Source organism: Micromonospora sp. NPDC005252, from assembly GCF_042872475.1.
Taxonomy (GTDB): Bacteria; Actinomycetota; Actinomycetes; order Mycobacteriales; family Micromonosporaceae; genus Micromonospora.
In genome coordinates this window covers 160,729-176,007 of record NZ_JBIAKN010000003.1, presented here as the reverse complement: position 1 = coordinate 176,007, position 15,279 = coordinate 160,729, and the positions used below count along the sequence as shown (strand labels likewise).

Genomic DNA, 15,279 nt, shown 5'->3' with positions numbered 1-15,279 from the left:
CGGTGCCCGGGTCGTGCTGGCCGGATCACGAACCCTGGACCGTAATCTCCTGCACGCCGAGCCGGAAGCCGTCCTCGTCGCCGATGGCCGGCAGCTCGGTGAACCAGAGCAGCAGGTAGCGGTACTTCTCGTCGGCGTTGAAGCCGTTGAAGGTCATCGTGGTGCCGTCGTGCTCCTTCAGGACACCGATCTCGGTCTTGTAGTTCGCCACCATCTGCTTGTCGCCGTTGGAGGTCGACGGGTAGCCGGACGTGCCGGCGAGCAGCTTCGCGGTGGCGCCTCGACCGGAGAGCACGGCCTGCACCGACTTCACCGTGTGCGGCGAGCCCAGGTCCAGCCAGACACCCATGCCGGCCTTGAGGTTCCCGTACGTGGCGTTCGGATAGCGGTCGGTCTCCCAACCCTTGTCGTTGTCGCCGTCGATGATCTTGTCGGCGCCGCCGAGTTCGTCGCGCTTGCTGCTGTCCGGGTCGATGATCCGGATGCCCTGCACGCCGAGGTTGCGGACCGTGGCGGCGGCCGGGGTGGCCTCGCCGGCCGGAGCGCTGGCGGTGGGCGTGGCCCCGGCGCTGTTCTGCGGGTCCTTGTCGTCGCCGCCCAGCGCGCTGATGCCGATGAGCAGACCGACCAGGGCGACCGCCAGCAGGCCGGCGATGCCGATGGCGACCTTGCGACCACCGGCCGCGGCCAGCGGCGACGGCTCGTCCTCGGTGTCGGCGGCGAACCGCAGCGGCCCGCCGTTGTCGAGGTAGTGCTCCTCCTCGGCGGGCACGTCCAGCCGGGCCAACTCGGCCGCCAGCACGTCGGACGACGGCGGAGCGATCTCGGCGTCGAGCAGATCCATGGTCAGGTCGTCCAGGTACGCGGGCACCCCGGCCCGAACCTGGCGGGGCGCCGCGAGGGCGCCCCCGGCGTCCCGGACCGCGTCCGGGATGGCGGCCCGACCATGGCCGGCGGTGGCGCCGCGCAGCGGCGCCTCGGCGTGCGGCCAGTGACCGGTCAGTGCGAAGTAGAGGACGCCGCCGACCGCCCGGATGTCACTCTCCTGGCTGTCGTCACCGTCGGTGCGTGCGTCGGCCAGGACCACGCGACCCTCGTCGCTGATCATCACGGTGCCGGGGTGGACGTTGCCGTGCACCATCCCGGTGGCGTGCACCGCGGCGAGCGCGCTGGCGACGGCGTTGCCGATCGCGGTGGCCCGCGCCGGGTCCAGCGGACCATCGGCGGCCAGGTCGCGCAACGACTGCCCGTCCACCCACTCACGGACCACGTACGCCCGCTCGGCCTCGTCGATCGCGTCGTAGACGCCGACCAGGTTGGGGTGGATGACGCGGCTGGCCGCGACAGCGGCCTGGAGCATCTCGGTGGCGGAGTCGCCACCCGGGTAGCGCAGCACCACCGCGACGGGGCGGCGCAGGATGACGTCGACTCCCCGCCATACCAGCCGACCCGCGCTGTCGTTGTTGATGTGCTCGACCAGCTCGTAACGTTCGGCGAGGATTTCACCGGCCGTGGGAGCACCGAAGGTCATGACCGGAGGAGCGCTCTCGTCCGCCTCCTGACCCTCGCCGACCTGGGTCACCCGTCCTCCCTCGGTGATCGTGTCGATCGATGGACCCGCACTGCTGGGCATGTGGCTTCCCGCTCTGCCGTCGAAGGAACCGGCCAACCGGTGTCGACGCGCAGCGTCGGCGCCTGCCGTACCCGTCGAGAGCGACCTTACCCGGGTTGCCCGTCTCCCCGACATGTCATCTTCTTGCCGTACCCGGCGGGGTGCCGGGAGTCGGGGAAGTCGTCCGGTTACGACCGTTGTCAGCCACGTTGCTGGCACATGTACTAGCCAATCTACGGCTTCACCGCAAGTGACCGACGCCGGGGCCGGGCCTGGCGTGGTGACCTCGCCAACCGCCTGTTCCCGCCGATCGGGCGACCACGCTCAGCCGTACGGTTGGTTATCCACAGGTCGATCCGGTTGTTGACCGGCGAATCGCGGAGTTATCCACAGGTGCATCCCCAGCCTGGTGATCCGTGGTCACGTTCCGTGTGGCTACGACTTTCGGTGCCCGGATCCTTGCGGTCAGCGACCGAGGCGGCGGCGGACCATGCCGACCACCTCGGTGATCTCCCCGATCCGCAGCACCATGGCGAGACCGAGGTACGTCCCACCGATCACCGCGCCACCGATCACGAGCTGGACGATGGCCTCCAGACGGGTCGGCGTGTCGTCGCCAGGCAACAGCTTGACCACGAGCAGGCCGACCAGCCCCGCGCCGAGTGACGCGACCAGGACCCGACCGCCGGTACGCATGATCTCCCCGAGGCCGATGCGCCCGACCCGGGGGCGCAGCAGCCAGGCGGAGCCGACCGCCGCCGCCAGGTAGGAGACCGCGTTGCCGATCATCATCCCGGCGCCGGCGAAGCTGGCGGAGAACGCCACGAAGAGCACGATCTGCACGCCGATCCGCAGCGCCACCACCGGAATGTTGATCAGCGCGGGGGTGCGGGTGTCCGGCAGGGCGTAGAAGGCGAAGGTGAAGAGCTGGCTCACCGCGAACGGAACCAGCGCCAGCGCGGCGGCGAGCAGCACGACGGAGGTGGCGGTGGCGTTGTTTTCGTTGAACGCGCCGAACCGGAACAGCGTGAACGCGATCGGAGTGGCGAGGACGGCGTAGCAGACCGCGATCGGGGCGAGCACCGCCGTGACCGTGCGGGTGCCGCGCGACAGGTCGGCGGCGACGTCGGCGTACCGGCCGTCGGCGGCGGCGGCGCTCATCCGGGGCATCAGCGCGGTGATGATCGAGACGGCGATGATCCCGTGTGCGGTCATCAGCAGCAGGAAGACGTTGTTGTAGATCAGCGGGCCGGCGGCGTTCTCCTTGCCGGCCCGGTTCAGCAGGTTGAACAGCACGATGAGGCCGACCTGGCTCACGGCGACGTAGCAGATCATCCACGCCCCGAGTCGGCCCAGCTCGCGTAGGCCGAGCGCGCGGAAGTCGAAGCGCAGCTTCCAGCGGAAGCCGACCTTGCGCAGCGCCGGCAGCAGACCCGCCGCCTGGACCGCGACGCCGAGCAGGGTGCCGCCGCCGATCAGCAGGATCCGCCCGGTGGTCATCTCCTCCGGGCGGACGATCTCCGCGCCGAACACGGCGATGTAGAGACCCGCCGTCCCGATCACCACGAGGTTGTTCAGGATCGGCGCCCACATCGGCGCGGCGAAGTGCCCCCGGGTGTTGAGCACCGCGCTGATCAGCGCGCTCAGTCCGGAGAAGAAGATCATCGGCAGCATGAGACGGGCCAGCCCAGTGACCAGCTGCGAATAATCGCCACTCGCCGGGCCGCTGCCGTAGAGCCACGTCAGCGTCGAGGCGAAGGCGACCGCGAGCAGCGCCGCGACGCCGAGGGCGAGCACCGCCAGGGTGAGCAGCCGTTGGGCGTACGCCTGGCCGCCGTCGACGTCGACCTTGCGGCGACGCACCAGCACCGGAATCAACACGCTGGTGAGCACGCCGCCGAGCAGGAACTCGTAGACCATCCCGGGCAGGATCTGCGCGGTGGTGTACGCGTCACCGACCAGCGCGCCGCCGAGCGCCGCCGCGATGACCAGGTTGCGCAGGAAGCCCGTACCCCGGCTGACCAGGCTGCCGACCGCCATCACCGCGCTGTTGGTCGCGGCGCTCGCCTCGCCCACCTGCTCCTGCGGTGGGGCGGTCGACTCCATGGCCGGCTGGTTCAGTGGCTCGGCCGAAATGAACGTGGCGCCGTCGGAGGGGCGGACGTTGGCTCCCGCACCGCCGTCCTGCGCGGCGTTCGCGCTGCGGTAGAGCCCGCCGCTCATCTCCAGCCTCCCAGGGGTACGTCGAGCCGGGCGCCGACCCGCACGTCACAGACCATAGTCAACCCCTGCCCGATACCCGCGCCCGGCGGATCGGATCACACCCCGGCCCGATAAGCTGGCGATCCCATGTCCGAAGCCTCCGCTCCTCACGCCGCCGACCGCCGCGAACTCACCGCCGCGCAGCGCAACGCCGTCGCCGAACTACTCCGGGTCTCTCCGGTCGCCGACGAGTTGGGCCGCCGCTTCGTCCGCGCCGGTCACGAGCTGCACCTGGTGGGCGGTTCGGTGCGGGACGCCCTGCTCGGCCGGCTCGGCGACGACCTGGATTTCTGCACCGACGCCCACCCCGACGAGACGCTGCGGATCATCAAGGGCTGGGCCGAGTCGATCTGGGAGACCGGCCGGGAGTTCGGCACCATCGGCGCTCAGCGCGACGGCCTCCGACTGGAGATCACCACCTTCCGCGCCGAGTCGTACGACCAGGTCAGCCGCAACCCGGTGGTGGTGTACGGCACCAGCCTCGACGAGGACCTGAAGCGGCGTGACTTCACCATCAACGCGATGGCGGTCAGCCTGCCGGACCACCGCTTCACCGATCCACACGGCGGGCTGGACGATCTCTCGGCCAAGGTCATCCGTACGCCGAGCACCCCGCGTGAGTCGTTCGGCGACGACCCCCTGCGGATGCTGCGGGCGGCCCGGTTCGCCGCTCAACTGCGCTTCGCCGTGCACTCGGACGTGCACGCGGCGATGACCGAGATGGCCGCCGACCTGGACCGGATCACGGCCGAGCGGGTGCGGGACGAGTTCACCAAGCTGCTCTGCGGCGCCGACCCGATCACCGGGCTGCGGCTGCTGGTCGACACCGGGCTGGCCGAGCGGTTCCTGCCGGAGCTGACCGGCCTGAAGCTGGAGATCGACGAGCACGCCCAGCACAAGGACGTCTACGAGCACACGCTGACGGTCGTCGAGAACGCGGTCTCCTTCGAGGAGGACGGCTGCGACTTCATCCTGCGGATGGCCGCCCTCATGCACGACGTGGGCAAGCCGGCGACCAAGTCCGTCGGGCCCGACGGCCGGGTCAGCTTCCACCACCACGAGGTGGTGGGCGCGCGGCTGACCAAGGCCCGGATGAAGGCCCTGCGCTACCCCAAGGAGATCACCGCGAAGGTGACCGCGCTTGTCGCGCTGCACCTGCGTTTCTACGGGTACGGGCGGGGCGAGTGGACCGACTCGGCGGTGCGCCGCTACGTCGCCGACGCCGGTGACCTGCTGCCCCGGCTACATAAGCTGACCCGCTCCGACTGCACCACCCGCAACCGGCGCAAGGCCGCCCAGCTCGCCGCCGACTACGACGCGTTGGAAGACCGGATCGCCCGGATCGCCGCCGAGGAGGACCTGGCCCGGGTTCGCCCCGACCTGGACGGCAACGCGATCATGGAGCTGCTCGGCGTACCGCCGGGGCCGGTCGTGGGGCGGGCCTGGAAGCACCTCAAGGAACAGCGCCTGGAGCACGGCCCGCTGGACCGCGACGCCGCCGAGGCCGAGCTGCTGCGCTGGGCCCGCGCCGAAGGCCTGATCCCCTGACGTTGGCTGGCGCGGCCGGGGCGTCGCTCCCGGAGTGAGAGCGACGCCCCGATCGGCGTTACCTACTAGCGCGTCTCGACGGCCGTTCCGTCCACGGACGGGCTCTTGCCCGCGGGGGTGCCGTTGCCGCTGGGCGTGGACGCCGAGCCCAGCCGCGCCAGCAGGCCGGCCAGGTCGATGCCGGTCAGGTCGCTGCCGAGCTGCAGTCCCTGGGCGACGTTGCCGGCCACCGACTTCGTCAGCGACGACGCGCCGTCGGTGGAGATGACGGTCATCTTGTCGATCGCCCCGATCGGAGCGCTCGCCGCCTCGACCACCTGCGGCAGCACCTTGACCAGGAGGTCCAGCACCGCGGCCTCGCCGTACGCCGCGAACGCCTCGGCCTTGCGGGCCATCGCGTCGGCCTCGGCCTGGCCTCGGGCCAGGATGGCCGCCGCCTCGGCCGTACCCTCCCGCTCGACCGCCTCGGCGATCGCTGAGCGCCGCCGCTGCTCGGCCTCACCCTCCTTGGCGCCCTCGATCGCGTTCGCCTCGGCCAGCGCGGCCCGCCGGGCCCGCTCGCCCTCACCGGTGAGCCGTGCCTGCTCGGCGGATGCCTGCGCGGCGGCGATGACCGCCTGTCGCTGCGCGTCGGCGCTCAGCACCGCAGCGTTGCGGGCCGCCTCGGCCTCCTGCTCCACCTTGTACCGGGCGGCGTCGGCCGGCTTGCGCACCTCGGTGTCCAGCTGACGCTGCTTGAGCTCGGCGTTGCGCTCCGCCACCTTCTGCTGCTCGGAGAGGATCGCCTGGTCCCGCTCCGCCTGGGCGAGCGGCCCGGCCGCGGCCGACTTGGCCTTGGCCGCGTCGATCTCCGCCTGGATGCCGGCCTGCTTGAGGGCCAGGTTCCGGTTCGCCTCGGCGATGGCCTCCTCGGCGAGCAGTCGCTCCTGCTCGGCCTGCTGCCGGGCCCGCGCCTCGGCGATCGCCGCGTCCTTGAGCACCCGGGCCGCCTCGGGTCGCCCCAGATCCTGCAGGTACGAGCCCTCGGCGAGGATGTCCTGGAGTTGGAAGGTGTCGAGCACCAGACCCTGGTTGGTCATCGAGTGCTCGGCCTCCTCGGCCACGGCGCTGGCGAAGGCCGCCCGGTCCCGGATGACCTCCTCGACGGTGAGCCGGCCGACGATCGAACGCAGTGCGCCGGCCAGCACCTCCCGGGTGAAGTTGTCGATCTCGTCCTGCTGGTGCAGGAACCGCTGGGCGGCCGCGCGGATCGCGTCCTCGGTGCCGCCGACCTTGACGATCGCCACGCCGTGCAGGTCGGCGCGGATGCCCTGCTTGCTGACCGCGCCCCGGATGCCGACGTCGATCCGCCGGCTGGACAGGTCGAGCGACTGGAGCTTCTGCACCACCGGGAGCACGAAGACCGAGGCGCCCAGCACCACCTTCTGCCCGGAATTGTCGGTCGACCGGGCACCGTCGGCGGTCTGCGTGGTGCGGCCCTTACGGCCGGTGACGATGAACGCCTCGTTCGGCCCGGCCACCTTGATCCGGGACAGAACGAAGAACACCAGGACGAGCGCGAGGAGAACCGCGCCGCCGACAGCTATCAACAGGGGCATGGAGGGGAAGTCCCGTCTGCGAGGAGGAAATCAGTAGGTTTCGACGTGCACGCTGGTCTCGCTGAGCGCCTGTACGACGAAGATCTGAGCGCCGACCGGGATCGGCTGGTCGGCGCGGGCGTTGAGCTTGACCGGCTGGCCGGCCACGCGTACCCGCACCTCGCCGTACCCGTTTACCGGCACCGGGGTCACCACCAGGCCGAGCGCGCCGACCATGTCGTCGCGGGTGGGGGTGGGGTCGGTGCGCATGTTGCGCGCCGCCCGACTGAGCCGCGACGCCAACCACGCCGTGGGCACGGCCGCGAGCAGGCCGCCGGCCGCCGCACCCGCGATCAGCGCGGGGGTACGCGCGCCGAGCAGCTCGTTGACGATCGCCCCGCCGAACCCGAACGCGCCGGCGAACCCGGCGACCGTCTCGGTGGAGATCGGCCCGTCCACGTCGGCGTGCCCGAAGTGCAGCAGCTCGCTGCCGAGCAGGGCGAGTGCCAGCACCCCGACACCCGCCGCACCGATGATCAGAAAGATGAGCGTCCCCGTGGCCACGACCCGCACGGTATCGACGTGGTGCAAGGTTCAACAGTCACCAAGGCGCGATGATGAGCTACCGATGCGGGTCGCTGCCGCCGCGGTCCGGCGGCTGATGAGTGGCTTTCGGCTCGACGCTGGTAGCCGGGCCGGCGAAGGGGTCCGCGACAGGGACAATGGGTTGATGCGCTGGACCGTGCTCGACTCACCGATCGGCGAGTTTTCCGTGGCCACCGACGGCACGGGTGTCCGCGGAGCCCACTTCGGCCGAGTCGAGGGGGCGGCCGACGAGCCCGACGACCCGCTGTCCTGGCAGACCGTCGCCGAACTGCGGGCGTACTTCGCCGGTGAGCTGAGCGCGTTCACCGTGCCCGTGTCGCCTCCGCCCGGCTCCGAGTTCGAGCGGGCGGTGTGGCGGGAGATGACGCGCATCCCGTACGGCGAGACGTTGACCTACGGCGAGGTGGCGCGGCTGGTCGGGGATCCCGGGGCGGCGCGGGCGGTGGGGGTGGCCTGCAACCGCAACCCGATCCCGGTGATCGTGCCCTGTCACCGGATCGTCGGCGCGGGCGGCAAGCTGGTCGGCTTCGGCGGGGGCCTGCCGCGCAAGGTCAAGCTGTTGGAGCTGGAGGCGAGCGTCGCGCTGCGGCACGCCTGGTCCTGAGCCCGTATGTGACGGTGGGCGGAACGCGGCGAGGGCCGGGTCCCTGACGGACCCGGCCCTCGGCCGTGCTGATGCTCAGCGGGTCAGCGCTCGACCTCGCCAGCGATGAACTCCTCCACGGCCTGGTGGGCGTCGTGGTCGGCGTACTGCACCGGCGGGGACTTCATGAAGTACGACGAGGCCGACAGGATCGGGCCGCCGATCTTGCGGTCCAGGGCGATCTTCGCGGCGCGGACCGCGTCGATGATGACGCCGGCCGAGTTCGGAGAATCCCACACCTCGAGCTTGAGCTCGGCGTTGAGCGGGGTGTCGCCGAACGAGCGGCCCTCCAGGCGGATGTACGCCCACTTGCGGTCGTCCAGCCACGGCACGTGGTCCGACGGGCCGATGTGCACGTCGCTCTTGCTCATCTCGTGCGGGATCTGCGAGGTGACCGACTGGGTCTTCGAGATCTTCTTCGAGACCAGGCGGGTGCGCTCCAGCATGTTCATGAAGTCCATGTTGCCGCCGAAGTTGAGCTGGTACGTGCGCAGCAGCTCGACGCCGCGGTCCTCGAAGAGCTTCGCGAGGGCGCGGTGCACGATGGTGGCGCCGACCTGGCTCTTGATGTCGTCACCGACGATCGGCAGGCCCGCGTCGGTGAACTTCTGGGCCCACTCCGGGTCGGAGGCGATGAAGACCGGCAGGGCGTTGACGAACGCGCAGCCGGCGTCGATCGCGGCCTGGGCGTAGAACTTGGCGGCCTGCTCGGAGCCGACCGGGAGGTAGCAGACGACGACGTCGACCTGCGCGTCGCGCAGCGCCTGCGTCACGTCGACGGGGGCGGCGTCGGACTCCTCGATGATCTCGCGGTAGTACTGGCCCAGACCGTCGAAGGTCGGACCGCGCTGCACGGACACGCCGGTCGGCGGCACGTCGCAGAGCTTGATGGTGTTGTTCTCGCTGGCGACGATCGCCTCCGCGAGGTCCATGCCCACCTTCTTGGCGTCCACGTCGAATGCCGCGACGAACTCCACGGCGTTGACGTGGTAGTCGCCGAAGGCGACATGCATGAGACCCGGGACGCGGTCGTTCGGGTCGGCGTTCCGGTAGTACTCGACGCCCTGAACCAGGGACGAGGCGCAGTTACCCACACCGACGATGGCGACGCGGACGGAGCCCATAGCGTCTGCCTCCTTCTTTTCTGTCACGGCCGCTCTTTCCTGGTCTCTCCAGGTGGAGGCGGGCTGTTGTCTTCTCGTCGGCCACCGGCCGTCCCGTGCGGGACCGTCGGGGCTCGGCCGGAGCGCTCGTTGGCGATGAGCTCCTCCAGCCAGCGGACCTCACGCTCACAGGCGTCCAGGCCGTGGCGCTGCAGTTCCAGGGTGTAAGCGTCGAGGCGCTCGGCCGCCCGGCCCAGCACGTCGCGAAGCCCTTCGCGACGTTCCTCGATCTTGCGGCGGCGACCCTCCAGAATGCGGAGGCGGGTCGCCTGGTCGGTCCGGGCGAAGAACGCGAAGTGCACACCGAAACCCGTGTCGTCGTAGGTCTCGGGCCCAGCCTGTGCGATCAGCTGGGCGAAGCGTTCCTTGCCCTCCGCGGTGATTTTGTAGACCACCCGACCACGTCGGCTGGTCAGCGCGGGAACCTCCTCGGCGGTGGCGGGCGTCTCGGCAGCTTCGGTGATCCATCCCGCCGCCTGCAACCTGCGCAGGGTCGGGTAGAGCGAGCCGTAGCTGATCGCCGCCCGGATCGCGCCGAGTTTGGCGGTCAGCTCCTTGCGCAGCTCATAGCCGTGCATCGGAGACTCCTGCAGGAGGCCGAGGATGGCGAATTCGAGCACGAGCCACCCTCTCTTTACCCTCCGGCGCGGAGCGGTAACCGCCGCGATGTATCGGACCGATACATCGCACGTTAGCGGGTCGCGTGGGCCAGGGCAAACCCGGTTCCGGGGTCCCGCCGTCACGGATCGTGACCGTGGTCGCCTCGTCGGGCCGGACCGCGTACCCTTCTCCGCATGCGTACGCAGCGCCAGGTCGTCGACTACTCGCTACAGAAGCGAGCGGTGCTGCGTGAGCTCCTGGCCGGCCGGGTCGGCACGTACGACGTCTGCGACGCCTCGCCGTACCTGAAGAACGCTGCCCGGTTTCACGGTGAACCGACCGACCGCCGCTGCCCCATCTGTCGCAGCGAGAACCTGACCCTCGTCCACTACATTTACGGGGACGAACTCAAGCAGTCCGCCGGACAGGCCCGCACACTGGCCGAGTTGCCCGTGCTGGCGATGACGCTACGTGAGTTCCAGGTCTTCGTGGTGGAGGTGTGCCTCGGCTGTGACTGGAACCATCTCGTCGAGCAGTACCTGCTCGGCCGGGACGGTCTCACGGGTGACGGCGACGGTGCTGGCGCTGGCGAACAGAACGCGGCGGGCGCCGAAGGCGCGGGTCGGCGGAGGCGAGAGGCGCAACGGTGATCTCAGTTGGTTCGACCGGCCCCGGGGCTGTGGACATGACCCGGGACGGCCGACCAATCGTTGGTCCGATTGGCCCGATTGATACAGCAATGACCTTGGCGAGCCGGCACCCCCGTGCCGGCGTCCCGGGTGAAGCAACTCACGGCAACCCGGTGGCGGCGCAGTCGCGCTCCACCGCGACCGGCAGGGTGTGAAGAATGAACTCGTACGGCGATCCCAGTTCTGCGCGTGGGCGGGCCCAGTACCCGGGCCCGAACGGCGACCCCGGACCGGGCGCGGACGACGCGTACCGCCGACCCGGCGGTGACTCCCGCGCGGGCGGCTGGTCCGCCTCGGAGCCTGCGGCGCCCCCCGGCCGTGCCTCGGTGACACCGCCGGCAGCGGGCGGTCGCGCGTCGGTGGGCGGTTCGGCTGCCGTGCCGCCGCGCGGCGGTGCCGCGGCCGGGTCCGCATCGGTGGGCTCGGCCACGCCGGGCCGGAGCGGCCGTGCCTCGGTGCCCGTGTCGCCGGAGCCGGGTGTGGCCGCGGGCCGTGCCGGCGCGGGCCGGGCCTCTGTTCCGGTGTCCCCGGCGCCGGGCGCGCCCGCAGGTCGGGCGCGGGTCGGCACCGCCGCCGTCGGCGCCGCCTCGGCGGGCCGGGCCAGCGTCGGTTCCGCGTCGGTGGGTGGCCGTGCCGCGGTGGCCCGGGCGAGCGTCTCGCCGGTCTCCGGCGGACCGGGCGGCCCCGGAGGCCCCGGCGGACCGAACGGTCCGGGTCGCGGTGGCCGGGGCGGTCGCGGCGCGGGTGACCCGGCGGGGGCGGCTCGGGCCAAGAAGCGCAAGCGGATGAACCTGCTGATCGCCGGGTTCGCCGTCTTCATCATGCTCGCTGGCGTCGGTGTGGTCGGGTTCACCTACTACTCGACGAACGTCGTCATGCCCAACGAGTTGCCGCTGCCGCTGTCCACCACCGTGTACGCCAAGGACGGCAAGACCACGCTCGCCAAGCTGGGCAGCGAGAACCGCACCTTCGTCACCATCAACCAGATTCCGGAGCACGTGCAGCACGCGGTGGCGGCAGCCGAGGACCGGAACTTCTACCGGCACTCGGGCGTCGACTACAAGGGCATCGTCCGGGCCGCGTGGAACAACGTCTCCAACGGTGACAAGCAGGGCGCCTCGACGATCACGCAGCAGTACGCCCGCAACGCGTTCGAGAATCTCCAGGATGACACGTACGGCCGCAAGGTGAAGGAGGCCATCCTCGCCTCCAAGCTGAACGACGCGTACAGCAAGCCGGAGATCATGCAGCACTACCTCAACGTCATCTACTTCGGACGCGGCGCGTACGGCATCGAGGCGGCGGCACAGACGTACTTCGGCAAGTCGGCGATCAAGCTGACCCCCGCCGAGGGCGCGGTCCTGGCTGCATTGATCAAGCAGCCGGTCGCGACCGACACCCACAAGGGTTACGACCCGGCGGTCAACCCGACCGACGCCAAGACCCGGTGGGACTACGTGATCGACGGGATGAAGAAGGAGAAGTGGCTGGACCCCGCCACCCCGATCGAATACCCGAAGGTGCTGCCACCGAAGAAGGGCGGCAACGGCTTCGGCGTCGACACCCCCCGGGGCAACGTCATCAACTACGTCCGTCAGGAGATGGACGCGATGGGCCTCTGCTCCGACACCGGCGCGGAGGGCAAGACGAGCTGTGTCGACGCGCTGCGGGACGGCGGCTACCGGATCACCACGACCATCGATCCGAAGCTCCAGACGGCCGCCGAGAACGTCGCCATGCAGTCGAAGAAGGGCTCGGAGCTCAACGACCAGCCCAAGAACTTGATGGCGGCGGTGGTCTCGATCGACCCCAAGAAGGGCCGCGTACTCGCGTACTACGGCGGTGACAGCGGTGCCGACTTCGACTACGCCGGCAAGAATATCGACAAGAACGGCGACCTGACTGGTGGTCACCCGCCGGGCTCCTCGATGAAGGTCTACACCCTCGCCGCCGCGATCGAGGCCGGCATCTCCGTCAAGTCGCACTGGGACCCCACGCCGTACAAGCCCGAGGGTTCCAAGGACCCGATCGGTAACGCCGGCCGGACCAACCTCAAGTGCGGCAAGTACTGCACCCTCGAAGAGTCGACGGTCCAGTCGTACAACGTGCCCTTCTACTGGGTCGCCGACACCATCGGCGCCGACAAGGTCGTCGACATGGCCCGGAAGGCCGGCGTGACCACCATGTGGGACGTCAACCCACCGCGGGCCTACGACCTGTCGAAGAAGGAGAAGAACCCGTTCGACAACTACACCGGTTTCGGCAAGTACCCGCTCACCGTGTTCGACCACGCGAACGCGATGGCGACGTTCGCCAACGACGGCAAGTACATCAAGGCGCACTTCGTCATCAAGGTGGAGCAGCAGGACAAGGACACCGGTAAGTGGAAGGTCGTCGGCAGCGAGCGCATCAAGCCTGAGCAGCGGATCGACAAGAAAATCACCGATGAGGTGACCGGCGTCCTCAAGCAGATTCCCGCCCCCAACCATCTCTCGCTCGAAGACGGCCGTCAGGCCGCCGCCAAGACGGGCACCTGGGAGTACGACGACAAGGACAACGCCCACGCGTGGACGGTCGGGTACACCCCGCAGATTGCCACCGCCGTCTGGGTGGGTAGCCGGGACCCGAAGAAGCCGCAGATCCGTCTCGCCAATGGCAAGGACATCGGTGGCTCGACGCTGCCCGGTCCTATCTGGGAGAAGTACATGAACACCGCGCTCAAGGGCCAGGAGGAGATTCCCCTGCCCACCGTCACCGGCGAGGGCGACGTCACGAAGGGCAACGGCAAGGAGGCGCCGCCACCGCCGCCGCCGACCGTTCCGGGTCAGCCCGGCGGCCAGCCCGGTGGGCCGGGGGCACCCTGTGACCCGCTGACCAACCCGTTCTGCCCACGTACCGAGGGCAACCCCGGCGGCAACGGCCCCGGCGGCCCTGGCGGCCCCGGGAACGGCGGAAACGGCGGTGGTCTGCTGCCCGGCCTGCCACCGACCACACGGGACTGACCCGCACCACGCATGACGCCGCCGCCGGCCGGACGACTCGTCCGGCCGGCGGCGGCGTTTTGCTTTGCTCACCGTCCTGAGTAGGACGTTGATGATGACTATCCAGAACTGATGAGTGGTCGATGGGGCCGCGATGACGGCGGATGCCAGGCTGCCGTTGTCCCCTTCACCTGATCAGGAGAATCATGAAGCGACTGTTGTTCCTCCCTGGCCTCGCCTCGGCTCTCGCCCTGAGCTTCCTCGCCGGTCCCACCCCGGCCCAGGCCGCGCCGGCCCAGCCCGCGTCCGTATCCGACGTCGAGGCGGTGATCGCGGCGGGGCAGGGCACCCGGATCGACGCGGCGACGCTCGCCACGAGCGGCTGCGGATCGTCGTGCGACGGGAAGGATCCCTACTTCAAGATCTACTACAACGGCTCGAGCTACTACAAGTGCGCTGACGACGCGATCACCCAGTACAGCGTCTCGAACTCCTCCGGCAGCGTCAGCCTGCGCTACAGCCCTCGTTGTCGTACGGCTTGGGCGAAGACCGCCGCGAGCGACGTGATCTTCAAGGTGGTCAGCCGCTACACCAATGGCACGCAGCGGACGTCGATGAGCGCCTTCTACCCGTCCGAATACACGAACATGGTCAATGACGCAGGGCTGGAGGCGCAGGCCTGTTTCGACCCGACCGGCCCGGGTGAAGGCTGGACCTGCACCAGTTGGTGGTGAGTCGAGCAGATGTCCACTTGGAGGGGAACGCGCCGACCGGTGCGCTCCCCTCCAAGTGCGGATGTGCGTACAACTCAGTTGTTGAGGAACTCCAAGGCGTTGGTGAGCACCTTCAGAGACTGTGTCGTTTCAGTCAGTGCCCGGCGGAGCGCTTCAACTGCTCGGTCGGACTGAGGCGTCTCGGGATCCGGCGATGCGCCGACCAGGCGAAGGTGCATCTCCTGCACCGAGGCGCCCGGATTGATGCCCAGCTCGGTGGCGAGCCGCATCTTCAACTGGTGTAGCAGCATCAGCGCTTCACCCGTGCGAGACCTTAGATGCAGAGCCTCGGCGAGCCGGCAGTGCAGACCCTCGTGGTAGGGGTAGCGCTGGACCCAGGTGCGGAGATCGGCGGTGACGGCGCTGTGTCGGCCGCAGCTGAACTCCAGCTCCACCAACGTCTCGATGGCCCTGAGTCTGGATTCCTCCCAACGGAGAGCGTCTGCGCTCAAGGCGGGCGAATCGATGCCCTCCAAGGCGGAGCCCCGCCAGAGGCCGAGGGCCGCGTTGAGGTGGCTGGCCGCGCGATCGAATTGCCCGAGTCGCTGAGCGTACTCGGCTTCGGCGCAGAGCTTGCGGAACGTGAGGCCGTCGACCTGATGCTCGCTCACTTCAAGGGAATAGCCCCGCCCGACCCGGTTGATTTGTGGGTCATGCGTCTGCCCGAAGAGGCGCCGAAGCTTGCCGAGCCGATTCTGAACCTGCTGGCGTGCGGTGCTAGGTGGCTGCTCGCCCCATAAGACATCGATGAGCCGGTCGATCGGTACCGGTTGGTTGGCATCGATCAGAAGAGCGGCGAGAAGTCTGCGATTCCGGTCCCCACCT

At 69.7% G+C, this 15,279-nt stretch carries 12 protein-coding genes; 5 read left to right on the top strand and 7 right to left on the bottom strand.

Annotated elements, in window-relative coordinates; genetic code table 11:
• Positions 1 to 25: 25 nt before the first annotated feature.
• Entirely contained in the window at positions 26 to 1,633 is a 1,608-nt protein-coding gene (locus ACFYPH_RS10375; protein ID WP_355063354.1) for a protein kinase family protein, read from the bottom strand.
• A gap of 444 nt (positions 1,634 to 2,077) precedes the next feature.
• Positions 2,078 to 3,835, bottom strand: a complete 1,758-nt coding sequence (gene murJ / locus ACFYPH_RS10370) for a murein biosynthesis integral membrane protein MurJ (RefSeq protein WP_355063356.1) — start codon at positions 3,833 to 3,835, stop codon at positions 2,078 to 2,080.
• 126 nt (positions 3,836 to 3,961) lie between these two features.
• On the opposite strand from murJ, the gene ACFYPH_RS10365 reads away from it, so the two are divergent.
• The gene (locus ACFYPH_RS10365) at positions 3,962 to 5,422 is read left to right on the top strand and encodes a CCA tRNA nucleotidyltransferase (RefSeq protein ID WP_387180792.1); all 1,461 of its coding nucleotides are present in this window, start codon (positions 3,962 to 3,964) and stop codon (positions 5,420 to 5,422) included.
• Between the two features lie 65 nt (positions 5,423 to 5,487).
• Here the strand turns inward: ACFYPH_RS10365 and ACFYPH_RS10360 are convergent, their stop codons facing one another.
• Together ACFYPH_RS10360 and ACFYPH_RS10355 are read right to left on the bottom strand one after the other, a co-directional pair.
• A complete protein-coding gene (locus ACFYPH_RS10360) occupies positions 5,488 to 7,020 on the bottom strand; it encodes an SPFH domain-containing protein (RefSeq protein WP_354862700.1) in 1,533 nt (510 codons plus the stop codon).
• A 30-nt stretch (positions 7,021 to 7,050) separates the two neighbouring features.
• Positions 7,051 to 7,572 (bottom strand): hypothetical protein, encoded by a 522-nt coding sequence (locus ACFYPH_RS10355; protein ID WP_387181457.1) that lies wholly within the window; start codon positions 7,570 to 7,572, stop codon positions 7,051 to 7,053.
• A gap of 157 nt (positions 7,573 to 7,729) precedes the next feature.
• Here ACFYPH_RS10355 and ACFYPH_RS10350 point away from each other — a divergent pair, with 157 nt between their 5' ends.
• Positions 7,730 to 8,209: a methylated-DNA--[protein]-cysteine S-methyltransferase gene (locus tag ACFYPH_RS10350; RefSeq protein ID WP_387180789.1), complete on the top strand. Its 480-nt coding sequence runs from the start codon at positions 7,730 to 7,732 to the stop codon at positions 8,207 to 8,209.
• An 83-nt stretch (positions 8,210 to 8,292) separates the two neighbouring features.
• Here ACFYPH_RS10350 and ACFYPH_RS10345 read toward each other — a convergent pair whose 3' ends face one another.
• Both ACFYPH_RS10345 and ACFYPH_RS10340 read right to left on the bottom strand, forming a co-directional pair.
• Positions 8,293 to 9,372, bottom strand: coding sequence for an inositol-3-phosphate synthase (locus ACFYPH_RS10345; RefSeq protein WP_355133873.1), 1,080 nt, complete (start codon positions 9,370 to 9,372; stop codon positions 8,293 to 8,295).
• A 23-nt stretch (positions 9,373 to 9,395) separates the two neighbouring features.
• Positions 9,396 to 10,031 carry a PadR family transcriptional regulator gene (locus tag ACFYPH_RS10340; RefSeq protein ID WP_354862695.1) on the bottom strand — a complete coding sequence of 212 codons (636 nt, stop codon included), beginning with the start codon at positions 10,029 to 10,031 and terminating at the stop codon, positions 9,396 to 9,398.
• Positions 10,032 to 10,205: 174 nt separating this feature from the next.
• On the opposite strand from ACFYPH_RS10340, the gene ACFYPH_RS10335 reads away from it, so the two are divergent.
• The 3 genes from ACFYPH_RS10335 to ACFYPH_RS10325 all read left to right on the top strand — a co-directional run bounded on the left by ACFYPH_RS10335 (position 10,206) and on the right by ACFYPH_RS10325 (position 14,415).
• Entirely contained in the window at positions 10,206 to 10,661 is a 456-nt protein-coding gene (locus tag ACFYPH_RS10335) for a DUF5318 domain-containing protein (RefSeq protein WP_354862693.1), read from the top strand.
• 197 nt (positions 10,662 to 10,858) lie between these two features.
• Complete coding sequence (locus ACFYPH_RS10330; RefSeq protein WP_387180784.1) at positions 10,859 to 13,702, top strand: transglycosylase domain-containing protein; 2,844 nt, start codon at positions 10,859 to 10,861, stop codon at positions 13,700 to 13,702.
• Between the two features lie 185 nt (positions 13,703 to 13,887).
• Positions 13,888 to 14,415, top strand: a complete 528-nt coding sequence (locus tag ACFYPH_RS10325) for a DUF2690 domain-containing protein (RefSeq protein ID WP_354855757.1) — start codon at positions 13,888 to 13,890, stop codon at positions 14,413 to 14,415.
• A 74-nt stretch (positions 14,416 to 14,489) separates the two neighbouring features.
• Here the strand turns inward: ACFYPH_RS10325 and ACFYPH_RS10320 are convergent, their stop codons facing one another.
• The gene (locus tag ACFYPH_RS10320) at positions 14,490 to 15,065 is read right to left on the bottom strand and encodes an AfsR/SARP family transcriptional regulator (protein ID WP_387180781.1); all 576 of its coding nucleotides are present in this window, start codon (positions 15,063 to 15,065) and stop codon (positions 14,490 to 14,492) included.
• Positions 15,066 to 15,279: the final 214 nt, after the last annotated feature.